This is a genomic window from Streptomyces endocoffeicus, from assembly GCF_016741935.1.
In the GTDB taxonomy this organism is placed as follows: domain Bacteria; phylum Actinomycetota; class Actinomycetes; order Streptomycetales; family Streptomycetaceae; genus Streptomyces; species Streptomyces endocoffeicus.
In genome coordinates this window covers 23,143-36,470 of the sequence record NZ_JAERRG010000034.1, presented here as the reverse complement: position 1 = coordinate 36,470, position 13,328 = coordinate 23,143, and the positions used below count along the sequence as shown (strand labels likewise).

18 protein-coding genes and 2 pseudogenes are annotated in these 13,328 nt (G+C 69.2%); 7 read left to right on the top strand and 13 right to left on the bottom strand.

Going from position 1 to position 13,328, the window contains the following annotated elements; translation table 11 throughout:
* The gene (locus JK364_RS45980; protein ID WP_201857402.1) at positions 1-1,011 is read left to right on the top strand and encodes a 1-aminocyclopropane-1-carboxylate deaminase; all 1,011 of its coding nucleotides are present in this window, start codon (positions 1-3) and stop codon (positions 1,009-1,011) included.
* A 203-nt stretch (positions 1,012-1,214) separates the two neighbouring features.
* Here the strand turns inward: JK364_RS45980 and JK364_RS56205 are convergent.
* Together JK364_RS56205 and JK364_RS58255 are read right to left on the bottom strand one after the other, a co-directional pair.
* Positions 1,215-1,475: pseudogene (locus tag JK364_RS56205) on the bottom strand (nuclear transport factor 2 family protein); the annotation flags it as partial.
* Between the two features lie 268 nt (positions 1,476-1,743).
* Positions 1,744-1,917: a hypothetical protein gene (locus JK364_RS58255; RefSeq protein ID WP_372462077.1), complete on the bottom strand. Its 174-nt coding sequence runs from the start codon at positions 1,915-1,917 to the stop codon at positions 1,744-1,746.
* Positions 1,918-1,994: 77 nt separating this feature from the next.
* On the opposite strand from JK364_RS58255, the gene JK364_RS45965 reads away from it, so the two are divergent.
* The 3 genes from JK364_RS45965 to JK364_RS45955 all read left to right on the top strand — a co-directional run bounded on the left by JK364_RS45965 (position 1,995) and on the right by JK364_RS45955 (position 3,552).
* The gene (locus tag JK364_RS45965; protein WP_201857400.1) at positions 1,995-2,360 is read left to right on the top strand and encodes a hypothetical protein; all 366 of its coding nucleotides are present in this window, start codon (positions 1,995-1,997) and stop codon (positions 2,358-2,360) included.
* Between the two features lie 189 nt (positions 2,361-2,549).
* Positions 2,550-3,272 carry a PucR family transcriptional regulator ligand-binding domain-containing protein gene (locus JK364_RS57300; RefSeq protein WP_201857399.1) on the top strand — a complete coding sequence of 241 codons (723 nt, stop codon included), beginning with the start codon at positions 2,550-2,552 and terminating at the stop codon, positions 3,270-3,272.
* A 76-nt stretch (positions 3,273-3,348) separates the two neighbouring features.
* Entirely contained in the window at positions 3,349-3,552 is a 204-nt protein-coding gene (locus JK364_RS45955; protein WP_201857398.1) for a transposase, read from the top strand.
* A gap of 99 nt (positions 3,553-3,651) precedes the next feature.
* On the opposite strand, the gene JK364_RS45950 is transcribed toward JK364_RS45955, so the two are convergent.
* Positions 3,652-4,209, bottom strand: a complete 558-nt coding sequence (locus JK364_RS45950) for a TetR/AcrR family transcriptional regulator (protein ID WP_201857397.1) — start codon at positions 4,207-4,209, stop codon at positions 3,652-3,654.
* A 92-nt stretch (positions 4,210-4,301) separates the two neighbouring features.
* On the opposite strand from JK364_RS45950, the gene JK364_RS45945 reads away from it, so the two are divergent.
* Positions 4,302-5,351, top strand: a complete 1,050-nt coding sequence (locus tag JK364_RS45945) for a zinc-binding dehydrogenase (protein WP_201857396.1) — start codon at positions 4,302-4,304, stop codon at positions 5,349-5,351.
* A gap of 349 nt (positions 5,352-5,700) precedes the next feature.
* Here the strand turns inward: JK364_RS45945 and JK364_RS45940 are convergent, their stop codons facing one another.
* The 8 genes from JK364_RS45940 to JK364_RS45915 all read right to left on the bottom strand — a co-directional run bounded on the left by JK364_RS45940 (position 5,701) and on the right by JK364_RS45915 (position 10,646).
* Positions 5,701-6,585, bottom strand: a complete 885-nt coding sequence (locus JK364_RS45940; protein ID WP_230993545.1) for an amidohydrolase family protein — start codon at positions 6,583-6,585, stop codon at positions 5,701-5,703.
* Complete coding sequence (locus JK364_RS45935; RefSeq protein ID WP_201857394.1) at positions 6,578-7,126, bottom strand: amidohydrolase family protein; 549 nt, start codon at positions 7,124-7,126, stop codon at positions 6,578-6,580. The genes JK364_RS45940 and JK364_RS45935 overlap by 8 nt, the downstream gene beginning before the upstream one ends.
* Positions 7,127-7,152: 26 nt before the next feature.
* Positions 7,153-7,749, bottom strand: a complete 597-nt coding sequence (locus JK364_RS45930) for a hypothetical protein (protein WP_201857393.1) — start codon at positions 7,747-7,749, stop codon at positions 7,153-7,155.
* A gap of 130 nt (positions 7,750-7,879) precedes the next feature.
* Complete coding sequence (locus tag JK364_RS45925; RefSeq protein WP_201857392.1) at positions 7,880-8,563, bottom strand: VOC family protein; 684 nt, start codon at positions 8,561-8,563, stop codon at positions 7,880-7,882.
* Positions 8,508-8,771: a hypothetical protein gene (locus tag JK364_RS56190; RefSeq protein WP_230993544.1), complete on the bottom strand. Its 264-nt coding sequence runs from the start codon at positions 8,769-8,771 to the stop codon at positions 8,508-8,510. Before JK364_RS56190 ends, JK364_RS45925 begins: the two co-directional genes overlap by 56 nt.
* Entirely contained in the window at positions 8,768-8,992 is a 225-nt protein-coding gene (locus tag JK364_RS56185; protein ID WP_230993543.1) for a hypothetical protein, read from the bottom strand. Before JK364_RS56185 ends, JK364_RS56190 begins: the two co-directional genes overlap by 4 nt.
* A 68-nt stretch (positions 8,993-9,060) precedes the next feature.
* A complete protein-coding gene (locus JK364_RS56180) occupies positions 9,061-9,546 on the bottom strand; it encodes an MFS transporter (protein ID WP_230993542.1) in 486 nt (161 codons plus the stop codon).
* A gap of 221 nt (positions 9,547-9,767) precedes the next feature.
* Positions 9,768-10,646 (bottom strand): helix-turn-helix transcriptional regulator, encoded by an 879-nt coding sequence (locus tag JK364_RS45915; protein ID WP_067136177.1) that lies wholly within the window; start codon positions 10,644-10,646, stop codon positions 9,768-9,770.
* 105 nt (positions 10,647-10,751) lie between these two features.
* Between JK364_RS45915 and JK364_RS45910 the strand changes: the two genes are divergently transcribed.
* Together JK364_RS45910 and JK364_RS57295 are read left to right on the top strand one after the other, a co-directional pair.
* Entirely contained in the window at positions 10,752-11,450 is a 699-nt protein-coding gene (locus JK364_RS45910) for an SDR family NAD(P)-dependent oxidoreductase (RefSeq protein WP_201857391.1), read from the top strand.
* A gap of 181 nt (positions 11,451-11,631) precedes the next feature.
* The gene (locus JK364_RS57295; protein ID WP_269146395.1) at positions 11,632-11,766 is read left to right on the top strand and encodes a hypothetical protein; all 135 of its coding nucleotides are present in this window, start codon (positions 11,632-11,634) and stop codon (positions 11,764-11,766) included.
* Positions 11,767-12,012: 246 nt separating this feature from the next.
* On the opposite strand, the gene JK364_RS45905 is transcribed toward JK364_RS57295, so the two are convergent.
* Together JK364_RS45905 and JK364_RS58250 are read right to left on the bottom strand one after the other, a co-directional pair.
* Positions 12,013-12,606, bottom strand: a complete 594-nt coding sequence (locus tag JK364_RS45905; protein ID WP_201857442.1) for an aldehyde dehydrogenase family protein — start codon at positions 12,604-12,606, stop codon at positions 12,013-12,015.
* Positions 12,592-13,259 (bottom strand): annotated as a pseudogene (locus JK364_RS58250) (IS256 family transposase); the annotation flags it as partial. The pseudogene JK364_RS58250 and the gene JK364_RS45905, both read right to left, overlap by 15 nt.
* Between the last annotated feature and the right edge of the window lie 69 nt (positions 13,260-13,328).

The following is a 13,328-nucleotide window of genomic DNA, read 5'->3' as shown; positions in this document are numbered from 1 at the left end:
TTGTCCCTCAACGACTTCGACCGCTACCCGCTGCTGTTCGGCCCGTCGCCGGTGCACCGTCTGGAACGCCTGACCAAGCACCTGGGCGGTGCGGAGATCTGGGCCAAGCGCGAGGACTGCAACTCCGGCATCGCCTACGGCGGCAACAAGACCCGCAAGCTGGAGTACCTCGTGGCCGATGCCCTGGCGCAGGGCTGCGACACGCTCGTGTCGATCGGCGGCGTGCAGTCCAACCACACGCGCCAGGTCGCTGCGGTCGCGGCCCGGGTGGGGCTCAAGTGCGTGCTGATCCAGGAAAGCTGGGTCGACTGGCCGGACGCGGTGTACGACAAGGTCGGCAACATCCTGCTGTCCCGGCTCGCCGGGGCGGACGTGCGGTTGGTGAAGGCGGGGTTCGGCATCGGGTTCAAGGAGAGCTGGGAGCAGGCGATCGCGGAGATCGAGGCGGCGGGCGGCAAGCCCTACGCGATCCCCGCCGGCGCCTCGGACCACCGGCTCGGCGGGCTGGGCTTCGCGAACTGGGCGTTCGAGGTGGCGGAGCAGGAACAGCAGCTCGGGGTCTTCTTCGACACCATCGTGGTGTGCTCGGTCACCGGCAGCACCCAGGCCGGCATGATCGCCGGATTCGCCGCGCTGGGCGGGCGGCCGCGGCGGATCCTCGGCATCGACGCCTCGGCCAAGCCGAAGGAGACCTGGGACCAGGTGGCGAGGATCGCGCGCGGGACCGCGTCGCTCATCGGCCTGGACCGGGAGCTCGCCCATGACGAGATCCTGCTCGACGAGCACTACCACGCGGGCACCTACGGCATCCCGGACCAGTCCACCATGGACGCGATGCGGCTGGCCGCACGGACCGATGGCATGATCACCGACCCGGTGTACGAGGGCAAGTCCATGGCGGGCCTCATCGACCTCGTCACCCGAGGCGAGATCGCCAGGGACGCCAAGGTGCTCTACGCCCATCTCGGCGGGCAGCCGGCACTGAACGGCTACAGCGCCCTGTTCGGGTAGGCGTCAACCGGGGAGCGGTCGGTGAGGTCCACCCGTCCTCACGGCCCGGCCCGGGGCGGAGATCGCGTGCCCGCAAGGCCTTTCGCACGGTCAGGCGCCGAGCGTCGCCGCTCGGGACGCAAGCACGTGGATTCGACGTCGACGGCGCGGGATCCGGCGTTCTGGAACACGAGCCCGGCCCGAGCCTGTTCGTCCGGCCCGTGGAGGTCGGGGAAGGAGTGGTGCTCGTGCGCCACGACCCAGCGTCCCTCCTCCTTGCGCAGCCCCAACGTGAGCCGCATCCGGGCCTCGGGCCGCTCGGCAAGTTCCTCCTCGGTGCCGCAGCGCAGCAGCGCGAAGGCGACGTCCTCGCCCGCCGTGACCTCGAGTTCCTCGATCTCGAAGCAGGCGCCCTGTGCCTGCCAGGCGAAGAACGGCGGCCAGACCTCCCGATACGAGGCCAGGCCCCGCACGCCTTCGTACGGAAGCGCGAGGGGCCGAGCCCGCGCTCGCCTCCGTACCTGTAGACCGGCGCCGGGCAGGAAACTCATCGCGAGCACTCCGTCTCAGGAGGCGACGAGATGGTGATGGATGCTCGACCCGGCCGAGGTTGTGCCGGGACGGGTCGCCTGCGGCGACCGACGGCTGCCGGACCTGGCCTCTGTGTTGCTCTGTGGTGACGGCGGCCAAGACGGCGTGCCGGGCGTGTGGGTTCCCGGAGACCGGGTTCACTCCCGGCCCAGCCGTTCGAGTTCAGGAGTGTTGGCGGTTGGCGGCGCGTAGCGCGTCGTGGTCGTCGAATCCGGCGTCGTGGAGTGCGGCGAGCAGTTCCTCGACCGGACGCAGGGCTTCGGTGGTGCGTGGGCTGGTGGTGCCGGTCGTGATGAGGGTGACGACGATCGGGTGTGTGCTGAGCGCGTGGTGGATCCGGTGCCCGATGGCGCGGAGGCGTTCGGTCCAGGACTGGTCGCGGTCGGGGATGGCGATGCCGGAGCGCGGGCGACGTGACGGGGGCCTGGAAGAAGTTCTCCGCCCAGGCCGGCATCACGATGTCCGAGCCCGTGGTTGAGCAGATGTTCGGCGGGGAGCGCGATCCACAGCGGGTGGCGGACGAGCGCCGCTGGTTCGCGCACGAGATGCGCGCCTCCACTTACTGGCAGCCTGACGCGGCAGTCCTGCGCGCGGCGACCCCCCGGATCGTGGTGGGCATCGGCGGCGACTCCGCCGGACAGCTCTGCGACCGAACCTCCCGCGCGCTCGCTCAGTCGCTGGGCACCGAGCCGACGACGTTCCCCGGCGGCCACACCGGGTTCGTCGAGATCCCCGACGTCTTCGCCACCCACTTGCGCACGGTCATATGCGAGGGCTGAGCTACAGGAACACGCACCGAGCGCGGTCTGAACTACGCGGTTCAGGCCGTGCTCTTCATGGGCTCGTTGGGTCGGACGCGCGGTGAGGTATTCGCCGAGGCAGACCCCGCCGTGGAAGGGGCCGCGGTACGACGACCGGGCAGGACATGGCGTAATGGGGGCCTGTTCTTCTCGGAAGGAGCCGTGCCCATGCCCCTCACCGTCCGGGAACCCGTCGCGCGCCGTGAGTTCGAGCTGACCGTGGCCGCCGGCGCGAGCGGGCTCGACCGGCCGATCAGTTGGGTGCGCGCGAGTGAGGTGTGCGATCCCATGCCGTGGCTGGAGGCCGGTTCTCTGGTGCTCACCACCGGCATAGGGCGCCCGGGGCCCGAATCCGTGGCCGCGACGGCCCGCCGACTCGCCGAGACGGGGGCGGCGGGCATCGGGATCGCCGTCGACCTCGTCTACGACGACGTGCCGCCGGAGGTCGTGCGGGTCGGCGAGGAGACCGGTTTGCCGGTGCTCGTGGTGCCGTACACGACCCCGTTCGTGGCGCTCGCCCAGGCCTTGGCCAGCCGGATCGCGAGTGAAGAACGCTCCGCTCTGCACCGCGCTCTGCACCTCTACCCGCGGCTCACCGCCGCGGCGCTGGAGCTGGGCGCGGTGCGGGGCACCACGCGGGAGCTGGCGCGGGAGTACGGGGGCTGGGCGGCGGTCGTGGCCCCGGCGGGCGAGGTGCTGGCGGTGGCGCCGGAGACCGCGGTGGTGGACGCCGCCCGCGGGGCATCCGCCACCGCGGTCTCCGGGCAGTCGCTCTCCGTCGTGGACTCCATGGGCCATCTCGTCGGCCACATGCTGGGAGCAGGGGGCATATGGACCCGATCGCGCAGGCCGCGACCGGACGCCGAGCGTGCGGTCAGGTTCATGCCGTAGATCAGTTTCCGCATGGCTCAGCCTTCCGTCCGTCGGTGTCGGGCGTATAGACCAGCGCGGCGCGGGAAACTCATCGGTGCGCTACGAGGCGTTCGACCCGGGGAAGGCCTTCGCGCTGGCCCAGCGCCTGGAGATCCACCACATCCCCAAACACGGGTCCTGGCTCAACACCGCCGAGATCGAGCTCTCCGCCCTCACCCGCCAGTGCCTGGACCGCCGCATCGACGACCTCGCCGTGCTCAACACCGAACTCGCCGCCTGGCAGCAGCACCAACAGTAACCAGCGCCAAGTCGACTGGCACTCCACCACCGACGACGCACGCGTGAAACTGCGCCACCTCTACCCAGCCACACAGCAAAAATGAGCCGCGACAATCTACTAGTGGCGGGGCGATGTGCCGGTTTGGACCAGGGCTCGTGCCAGGTCAGTGCTCTCCGGAAGGCTGTCGAGCGAGAGGGGCCGCGTGGCGACAGCACCCTCATGCAGCACGAGGAGCTGGGTAGCGAGGGTGGCTGGGTGTGAGCAGCCCGCTGTGACGGCGAGTTCCTTGAACAGGTTCAGCAGCCAGAGCTTCTGGTTCGCGGCGATGCGGTGCGCGGGATGTGAGGAGTCCGGGAGTTCGGCGAGTGCGTTGATGAAGGCGCATCCGCGGGTGTTGGTTTCGCTCCAGGTCCGCAGTGCCTCGAAGGGTGCGGTGACGGCCTCGGCGGGAGTGTCGCTGGCGTCGACGGCGGCACGGACGAGTGACCGCCAGCGCTGGTCGCGCTCCGTGAGATAAGTCGCCACGAGGTGGTCTTTCGAACCGAACTGGTTGTACAGGGTCCGCTTGGTTACCCCTGAGTGCTCAGCAATCAGATCCACGCCGACCGCTGTGATTCCGCGGTTGTAGAACAACTCCTCTGCGGCCGCCACGATGCGGCGGCCGGCCGGCGTCATAGACCGCGCTTCCTGCACTGCGGGCCCCTTCACTGATCGGTGTACGGTGGGAGATGTTCACAGATCAGTATACCTGCGAGGAGGTTCAAGCGATGGGTGTGTCCGATTTCATGCGAGCGGTGCGCATCACCAGGCACGGAGGACCGGAGGTCCTTGAGTTGACGGAGGTCGCCGTCCCCGCCCCTCAGGCAGGGGAGGTGCTGGTCCAGGTCAGTGCAGTAGCCCTGAACAACACCGACCTGTGGACTCGGGAGGGCGCCTACGGCCGTCCAGGAGACCCGAAGGCGATGTCGGGCTGGCGCGGCCCGATCGACTTCCCGCGTACCCAGGGCGCCGACGTGGCCGGCCGCGTCGTGGCCGTCGGGACCGGAGTGGAGGGGGGCCTCGTCGGACGCCGAGTGGTCGTCGACCCCGCGATCTACGAGACCGAAGGGCCGGACGCCCACCCGGTGGGCCTGATGGGGAGCGAACGCGACGGGGGATACGCCGAGTATGTGACAGCGCCGGTGGAGCGTGTACATGATGTGACGGTATCCCCGCTCACGGACGAGCAGCTCGCGACGTTGCCGACCGCGTACGGCACGGCGCTGGGCATGATCGAGCGAGGCCGACTGCAGAAGGGAGAAACCGCCCTGGTCTCGGGAGCGTCCGGCGGCGTCGGCCTCGCGCTGATGCAGATCGCCCGTGCGCGCGGCGCAAGGGTGCTCGCCATCAGCAGCGGACCCAAGATCGATGCGGTGCGCGAAGCAGGCGCGCACGAAGTCATCGATCGCGCAGGAGACGTCGCCGAGCAGATCCGCACTGCCGCCCCGGAGGGCATCGACGTCGCACTCGACGTCGTGGCCGGCGAGCTGGTGAGTGAGGGGCTGCCGCTACTGCGCGAAGGGGGCCGGTGGGTCATCGCCGGCGCACTCGGTGGCTACGACGTGACCTTTGACGTACGCCGTCTCTATCTGCACAACGCCCAGGTCATCGGGTCCGCGATGCACACGCCCACACACTTCGACCTGCTCATGGACCTGGCCCGTCGGGCCGAGGTCCAGCCCGTCATCGCCGCGACTTTCCCACTGAACCAGGCTGCTCAGGCGCAGGAAGAACTCTCCCGCAGGGGGCACGTGGGAAAGATCGTCATGCACCCCTGAGCTCCATCCGACGGATCACGGGCGGAGCCATAAGCGGACTGCCCCTGCTCGCCGACACCTGCGAGATGTGCGGGTCGCACGACGGTGTCGAAGTGCACCACATTTCGGCACCTCAAAGACCTGACCGTCCGGGGGCAGGCCCTCAAGCCCGCCTGGGCCCAGATGATGGCCGCCCGCCGTCGGAAGACCCTGGGCTGTTCGTGGCCACCACTGACCCGGCCACACTGTCCGAGAACTCCACCTGGTTCCTGGCCACCAGCCTGCCCCGCCCCGGCTCACCCCGCGCGCAGCAGAGCCGGCACTGCGGCGGCCGGCAGTGCATGGGCTCGGGTCTCCAAGGCAGCGATCTTCAGGCCGTCGTGACCTGTCGGCCGACTCGGGCTGCGGCTCGCGGGAACAAAGGCAGCGCATTGCGGCCGATGGCTTCGAGTTGATCACGGGGTAGCCCGGTGAAGTCCACCACGGCGTGCCGGTTGGTTTCCAGTGTGTGCTCCGTGCTGCAAGGAACGCCGGAGTCCGAGCCGTACACGATGTGCTCGGGTGATGTCATGGCCAGGGCTGGTGCGAGGGTGTGGATGGTGCCGGTGGCGGCGGTGTCCAGATACAGCCGGGCGAGGTGGTCCCGTATCTCGCTCTGGGTGAGTCCGTTCGGGTTCGGCACCCATGCCTCGGTGCCCAGCAGATGCAGGCGGCCGGACAAGGCAGGCAGCGCACCGCCGCAGTGCGCGACGATCAGCCGCATGTTCGGGAACCTGCGGAAGATGCCCGCGTAGAGCATGTCGATGACCGTACGGGCGGTTTCGAAGGCGACTTCCAGCAAGGGGCTGGGCCGCCCCATGGACGCCGGGGCGTAGGCGTCCGGGTGGGCGAACACGGTCGCACCTCGGCGATCGAGTTCGGCCCAGACCGGTTCCAGACTCGCATCGCCCAGGTAGACCCCGTTGTAGTGGCAGGTCACCGCGAACCCGTCCGCGTGTAGTTCGCTGGAGGCTCGCTCGATTTCGGCGAGGGCGACGGCAGGGTCGTCGGTGGGCAGGGCCGCGAGCAGACCGAACCTCGCCGGATGGTCCGCCACGACCGACGCTCCGTAGTCGTTGGACGCCCGAAGGGCGTCCGGGGTCTTGGGGATGTTGCTCAACAACTGCATCGCGACACCCGCGCGATCCATGTAGTCCAGCGTCCCGTCGACCGTCCATTGGTAGGGCTCCGGCGCAAGGAACTGCGCTTCACGCATCGGCGGACGACGGCTCGATCCCCGAGCAGCACTGGGACCGCCGGCGGTTGGCTCCATGGTGGCGGGCTCGGTGACCGAACCGCAGCCCCAAGGGGTGCCCCCAGGCCCCGGCCCTGAGGCCGCGCCACCGGTCACCGCCAGAAGCGCCGCGGCCGGGGCGGAAGTGCGCGTGGCGTGCGGTGTCGCGGGGCGAGAGAACCCCGCCGGCGGTGCAGACCCTGAGCACGTCGGCTCCGGCCCGGATGACCTCGCGGGCCCGTTTGCGCATCTCCTCCGGACCGTCCACAACACCCTCCGGCCGACCCGGGGAGCGGCGAAGGACGCGACGTAGGTCCCGGAAGGCGACCACCCGTCGTTGCGCCCGCCGGTCTGACTGAGGATCGTGATCGCGATGCGCAGCCAGGCCCTCGATCAGCCCGTCCTCCACGGCTTGGCGGACGCCGAGGTCGGCACCGCCGGCGTCGAGCACGGTGGTGATGCCGCAGTCCAGAGTGGCGGCGAGGTTGCGTACCACTTCGAAGTAGCCGTAGGAGAAGGCCAATTCAAGCTCTGCACAGATCAGCCAATTCAATCCCCGCGCAGCTGGCTCACATCGACGCTGACTGTGGTCAGTAGGCGAGTGGCACGGTTGTCTGGCCCGGGGAACACGCTGCGCAGCATCGCTGCGGTGTCGTCGGGCAGCGTGGGCACGTACCAGCGCAGGTGATGTGGGTCGAGTCCGAGGTCAGTGAGCTGGGCAAGGTGGTGTGCGTCGTGGTAGCGGACGTCGGCCTCGGCGAGCAGCCGTCCGCCGTTGTAACCGTCGCCCGGCGGACGTGCCAGGTGCGGGTACTGCTGGGCAACCTCATAGGCGGCCAGGACGGCCAGCAGCAGGTCGTCGGTACCGGGATCGTGGCGACCACACTGCTTGGCCTGCGCGATCGTTTCGAGTTCCGCCCAGACGACCGGCGCCTGGGCGTAGTTGGGCCGCGCCCGTGAGAACAGCCACATCGCCGATTGCCGCCAGCCGTATGTGCGGTACTTGATGCGCCCGGGCGTCGCGGGGGCGTCGCAGTTCGGCGTCGACCCGGTCGGGGATCCCACCGACTGGCCCGGACCGCCCTTCAGAAAGGCGGCCGCGAAAATCACTTTCACGTCGCCGTCACCAGGGAATACCTCGCTCATGCCTCTCCTTCTCAACGTGCTGCGGGAAATGACGCGATCACCGGCGGCAGCAACGACCTTGACGCGCACGACCATCCAGTCAGCGCCTGTTACAGCCCCATAGCACAATCACTGGATCGGCGCTTGGCTTTCACACCGCCGGTGCGGGTTCGGACCAGGGCGTGACCGCGGGCCGCCGGATCACGATCTCCCCCTGGGGGGTGCCGATCGCGACGGCGTACAGGCCAGGGCGTTCGCCGTTGTAGGCGAGTGGCAGGTTCCTGGCCTCGTCGCCCACCCAGTGCACCATGTCCTCTTCTTTCCCGCCCACTTCCATCCAGGTGATCCCCCTGGGAGCTGTCGGCTGCTCGCAGGGCTGGCGGGCGGCGTGTGTCGCCATGTCGGGGACGTGGAAGACGTTGGGCAGGCCGCGTTGCCAGCAGTAGACGGTGTCCGGTGTATGTGCGGGCGCCGTCATGGTGCCGTCGGTCCGCTTGCGGATGCCGGTCTCGAAGATCTCGGTTCCGCGCCGGGCGGCGACGGCTTCGAGTTCCTCGCGGGTGTCGACCCGCAGGCACCAGCCGATGTACACGTCGCCGTCGGCTATCTGGTCGTAGAACCACTTGTCGACGGGGTTGCGCTGCGGCGAGTACGCGTCGATGACGCTCTCGACCTCGATGTACTGGTCCGGACCGAGGGGGACGATGCGGTTGGCGATGCCGAGGCCCGGGAACCATCCGCCTTCGTACTGTCCGAGCCCGGTCTCGCGGCAGAGCCGTTCAGTGCCCTCGTAGAGGTTCTGGGTGCCGAGTGAGATGTGGTCGATCGTGAGCATGGATCAGAGACCTTCCGTAGGGACTGGCGAAGCTGGCCAGGTTGCCGAGGGTGGTGGTGATGGCGACGTGGACCGCGGTTGCGGCGCCGGGTACCAGGTGTCCGATGGGCAGTTGCCACATCAGGTTGAGGCTGGCGTAGATGCCTGCGGCGAGCATGATGGTGCCGATCAGGGTGACGGTGAGGCCGTCGCCGTTGATGGCGATCACGGTGCCGAGAGCGGAGAGCAGGGCGCCGGCCGCGGAGTGCAGGACCCGTTCGCCACGGCGGTCGGAACTGCGGGCCCACACAGCAGGGCGACGGCCACGGCGGGCACGTAGACGACGGAGGCGAGCAGCCCGGTCTGCACCAGGCTGAGGTGGGTGTGGTAGCGGGTGGCGAACCCGGCGATGATGAGAGGCAGGAAGGCGGTCAGGGCCGCGAATCTCACCCAGAGCAGTCCGACAGCCACCGCGAAGGTGAGCAGCCGTGCGTCGCGGAGGCGTTCGGTGAAGTCGGTCAGCCGGATGCGGGGCCGACGGGAGGTGGTGGGGCGGTGCCCACAGCGTCCTGGACGGCGGAACGTTCCTCGTCGGTCAGCCAATGGGCCTGCGCCGGGGAGTCGGTGATCGCGGACAGTGGGGTGCCGATGATGCCGTAGAGCGGCAGGCTGGCCAGGACACTGATCATGCCGCGCCGGGACGGGGCGAACCAGAAGGTGAGGTAGAGGAGCATGCCCGGCAGGAAGCCGGATTCGGCGGCCCCCAGGAGGATCCTCGCGGTGATCAGGGAGCCCTCGCCCTGGACGAAGCCGTTGCAGGTGGCGATGACGCCCCAGCACATCATAAGCAGGGTCAGCCAGCGGCGGGGGCCGAACCGGTGCAGGGCCAGGTTGCTGGGTATCTGGAGGGCGATGTAGCCGGCGGAGTAGATGCCGGTGGCGAAACCGAAGGCGGCGCCGCTCAGCCCGAGGTCGGTGTTCATGGTCAGGGCGGCGGTACCCATGTTGACGCGGTCCAAACTCGCGGACTACCAGCGGCGTCCACCGACCACCCAGCGCGGCGAGGGTGATGTCAACAGGGCACCGCGGTTCGTGGCCAGGCGGAACGAGGGCGCTGTCCGGGCAGTCCGCCAGTGGGCCGTCCTGATCACCCGTCGGTGCGTGTGCAACGGTTTGGTGCGTCACGAAAACCGTGAGCCGTCGGTGGGCTGATGGGCGGGGCGGGTCAGTTGCGCGTGCCGGCCGGTGGGCCGACGACGGTGGTGAGCTGGAGTTTGGTCTCGTCCTCACTGCCCGGCGCGGCGGTCATGATGACAATCTTGAGCTCCGTGTCGCCGTCGGTCAGGACATCGCAGTCCACCGTGACCGGGCCCACCGACGGGTGATCGACCCTCTTGTGGACCTCGCGGTTCGCGGTCACCTCTCCCGTCGCCCACAGCTCGGCGAACCTCTCGTTGCCTGCGTTCAGGTCGCGGACCAGCGCGGCCAGGCGGCTGTCCCGGGGGAAGCGGCCGGTGGCGCGGCGCAGATCGGAGACGAGGGCGGCGTCGGCGGTGTCGGGGTCCGTCTCGGTGACCGGCCACAGCGCGAGGGGGGTGTGATCGACGTCCACCGGGAACCTGTCGCGGGCGAAGTTGCGCATCCGCGGCGGCGAGGCCAAGGGGTCTCCCAGCAGGGCGGCCCACCCGTGGTTCCACCACACCAGTTGCCAGTCCGCCGCGAACACGGCCACCGGTACGTCTCCGAGGCGGACGAGTACCCGTTGCATACCGGGCGGGAGATGGTCGCAGATCGTGCCGTCCGCCGGCGGCACGATCTGGGCCAGCCGGTAGAGGTGGTCCCGCTCGGCGGTGGACAGTTGGAGAGCGCGCGCCAGGGACGCCACCACCGACGCCGAGGGTGTCGTGGCCCGCCCCTGCTCCAGGCGCACGACGTAGTCGACCGACACTCCGGCCAGGTCGGCCAGTTCCTCGCGCCGCAGCCCGACAGCCCGGCGCTTGCGGACGACCGGCAGCCCAGCGGCTGACGGGGGCAGCCGGTTCCGCCACGTGCGGATCATCGCGCCCAGTCCAGCTCCGGGGGGTGTCGTCGTCATGCTCTCCATCCTCCCGCGTCCCCGATCACATGCGGGGGCGCGAGGGTGGTACTGGTCTTCCCACCGTCGAAGTGTCCCTGGTCCGGCTCCCTCGTCAAGGCGACTATCGAAGGCATGACGATCACTTTCATCACCGGAGCCAACAAGGGCATCGGCCGCGAGACCGCCCGCCGCCTCATCGCGTGCGGTCACACCGTTCTCCTGGGAGCCCGCGACCGTGAGCGGGGTGAGGAGGCAGCCGCCGCGCTGGGCGCACGCTTCGTCCCCGTCGACGTGACCGACGACGCGTCCGTGGCCGCCGCCGCCGCGGACGTCGCCGAGCACGAGGGCAGGATCGATGTCCTGATCAACAACGCGGGGGTCCAGGGTCCCTTCGGTGATCCCGGCGACCTCACCGCCGCCGACGCCCGCGCCGTCCTCGACGTCAACGTCATCGGCGTGGTCCGCACCACCACCGCGTTCCTGCCGCTGCTGCGCCGTTCGGACGACCCCGTGATCATCAACGTCAGCAGCGGCATGGGCTCCCTCGCCTTCACCCACGACCCCGGCCGGTCCGAGTCGCGCGTCGTCGTGCCGCTGTACGCCTCCTCGAAGGCGGCGCTGACGATGTTGACCACGCAGTACGCCAAAGGGCTCGAGGGCATTCGCGTCAACGCCGCCGACCCCGGCTACACCGCGACCGACATAAACGGTCACAGCGGCTCCCAGACCGTCACCGAGGGCACGGACGCGATCGTCGCCCTCGCCACCGAGGGGCCCGGTGCCGGCACCGGACGCTTCATCGACCGCCATGGCGAGATCGCCTGGTCCTGAGACCGGCGGTGCCGGGTCACCGGCCCTGAAGAACAGAACGGGCAGAACATCGAGACCGGTCCCGGACAGGAGAACCGCTGCCGCTACTGGCGTCGGCGGAACCTCCGGCCGAGGTGATCAGGACGTACGAGGCGGGGCCCGGCACGTCGAGACGGTAGCCGCCGTCGGGCCCGGTGACCGTGTGGTCCAGACGGCGTTCCACATCTCCGCCGCCTTCTTGGTGGTCGCCGCCCTCGTCGCCGCGTTTGTACTCAAGCAGAAGGGCTGGGAGAGCGTCGCCGAGGCAGATGCCGCCGTCGGGATGGCGGAAGGATGACGATGCTGCGGCAGCTCGGGTTCCTGACCGGAACTACTGCGCGACGCACTGGACTTGCGAGTGAGCACGGAGACCACCCGCGCCACCCACCTCCTGCGCGCACTGCTCGTCCTGACGAATCTTGAAGTCAACCGCTGACAGACGATCTACTCCGGAGACTGCCGCCTCCGACCAGCGTGAGAACCTCGGGAGACCGTCACGCCAACCCTTTGACCTGTGCCTTCAAGTTGGCGGAGGCTCTCTCTGTCATTGCTCTCCCCCGGTCGGAGAGGTGTCGAAGACTTCGGTGGACGGACTCCAGCGGGCCACCTCGCTCAGCCCGGAGTTCAGGCGCAGGCTCTTGCTGTAGCCGAACTCGTGGAGTGTCTCCAGGGCGTGCTCACGGCCGTAGCCACTGTGGCCGACGCCGCCGAAGGGCGTTCCGGTGAATGCACGGTTGTAGTTGTTGACGAAGACCATCCCGGCGGTGATCCTGCGGCTGACGCCCAGGGCGCGCTCGGAGTCGCGGGTGAAGACGCCGGCGACGAGTCCGAAGTCGGTGGCGTTGGCGATGCTGACCGCTTCGTCCTCGTCGTCGAAGGGGATGAGGGCCACGACGGGGCCGATCTCTTCGCTGGCGATGCGCATGTCGCGCATTACGTCCGCGAACAGGGTGGGACGCACGTAGTAGCCGCCGGCGAGTGCCGGGTCGGTGGGCAGGTCGGCCTGGGCGGCGAGCGTGGCGCCTTCGGCGATCCCGAGGTCGATGTAGTCCTGGACGCGCCTGCGCTGGGCCTCGGTCACCAGCGGACCCACGTGGGTGGAGTGGTCGGCACCGTTGCCGACGCGCAGCCGGGTCACGGCTTGGGCGAGGCGCCGGATCGGGTTGGTGGTCCGTAGGTGGATCCAGTGCTCGGCAGGGTAGTCGAAGAATGCCAGGAGATCGTCCTCGTCGTTCGTGATCCGCTTGACGACCCTGGGGCTTTTCGCCCCGTAGGGGCCCGCTCGAAGTCGCGGACCGCCTTGGCCGCGCGCTCCTTGTCCTCGGCGTTGTAGATCTCCTGGATGGCCCGCTTGGTCGCGGGCTGGGCTGACTTGGGAAGCGCGTCCCAAACGTTGGCCGTCTTGTGCACCCAGCACCTTTGATGACGGGTGTCGGGAAACACTTCGCTCAGTGCGTTCCAAAAGCCGAGTGCGCCGTCGCCGACGGCCAGGACCGGAGCCCGCATGCCCCGGCGGGCGCAGTCCCGCAGCAGTCCCGCCCACGCCTCGGACGACTCGCGGTAGCCATCTGCCATCGCGATTGGTTCTTTCGTGCCGTCGGCCCTCACTCCCATCAGCACCAGGACTGCGGCCTTCGTCTCCTGAAGGCGTATCCGCAGGTGAACCCCGTCAGCCCAGACGTACACGCAGTCGCCGGCGGACAGGTCACGGTCCATAAACGCCGTGTGGTCGGTCTGCCGCTGCGCGGTCAGCCGCGTCACCGTCGCCGGTGAAAGGCTGGCCGACGAGCCGCGGCCGGTCACATCGAAGGTGTACTCGGCCACGCCGGGCACGCCATGGTGGGCGACCGAGCTGCCGAG

Excerpts from the sequence above, each read along its gene's own strand:
- JK364_RS45945 (WP_201857396.1), top strand. The coding sequence starts at position 4,302 with ATGGGTGTGTCCGATTTCATGCGAGCGGTGCGCATCACCAGGCACGGA.
- JK364_RS45925 (WP_201857392.1), bottom strand. The coding sequence starts at position 8,563 with ATGCTCACGATCGACCACATCTCACTCGGCACCCAGAACCTCTACGAG.
- JK364_RS45950 (WP_201857397.1), bottom strand. The coding sequence starts at position 4,209 with ATGACGCCGGCCGGCCGCCGCATCGTGGCGGCCGCAGAGGAGTTGTTC.
- JK364_RS45910 (WP_201857391.1), top strand. The coding sequence starts at position 10,752 with ATGACGATCACTTTCATCACCGGAGCCAACAAGGGCATCGGCCGCGAG.
- JK364_RS45915 (WP_067136177.1), bottom strand. The coding sequence starts at position 10,646 with ATGGAGAGCATGACGACGACACCCCCCGGAGCTGGACTGGGCGCGATG.
- JK364_RS57300 (WP_201857399.1), top strand. The coding sequence starts at position 2,550 with ATGCCCCTCACCGTCCGGGAACCCGTCGCGCGCCGTGAGTTCGAGCTG.
- JK364_RS56180 (WP_230993542.1), bottom strand. The coding sequence starts at position 9,546 with ATGGGTACCGCCGCCCTGACCATGAACACCGACCTCGGGCTGAGCGGC.
- JK364_RS45930 (WP_201857393.1), bottom strand. The coding sequence starts at position 7,749 with ATGAGCGAGGTATTCCCTGGTGACGGCGACGTGAAAGTGATTTTCGCG.
- JK364_RS45940 (WP_230993545.1), bottom strand. The coding sequence starts at position 6,585 with ATGCGTGAAGCGCAGTTCCTTGCGCCGGAGCCCTACCAATGGACGGTC.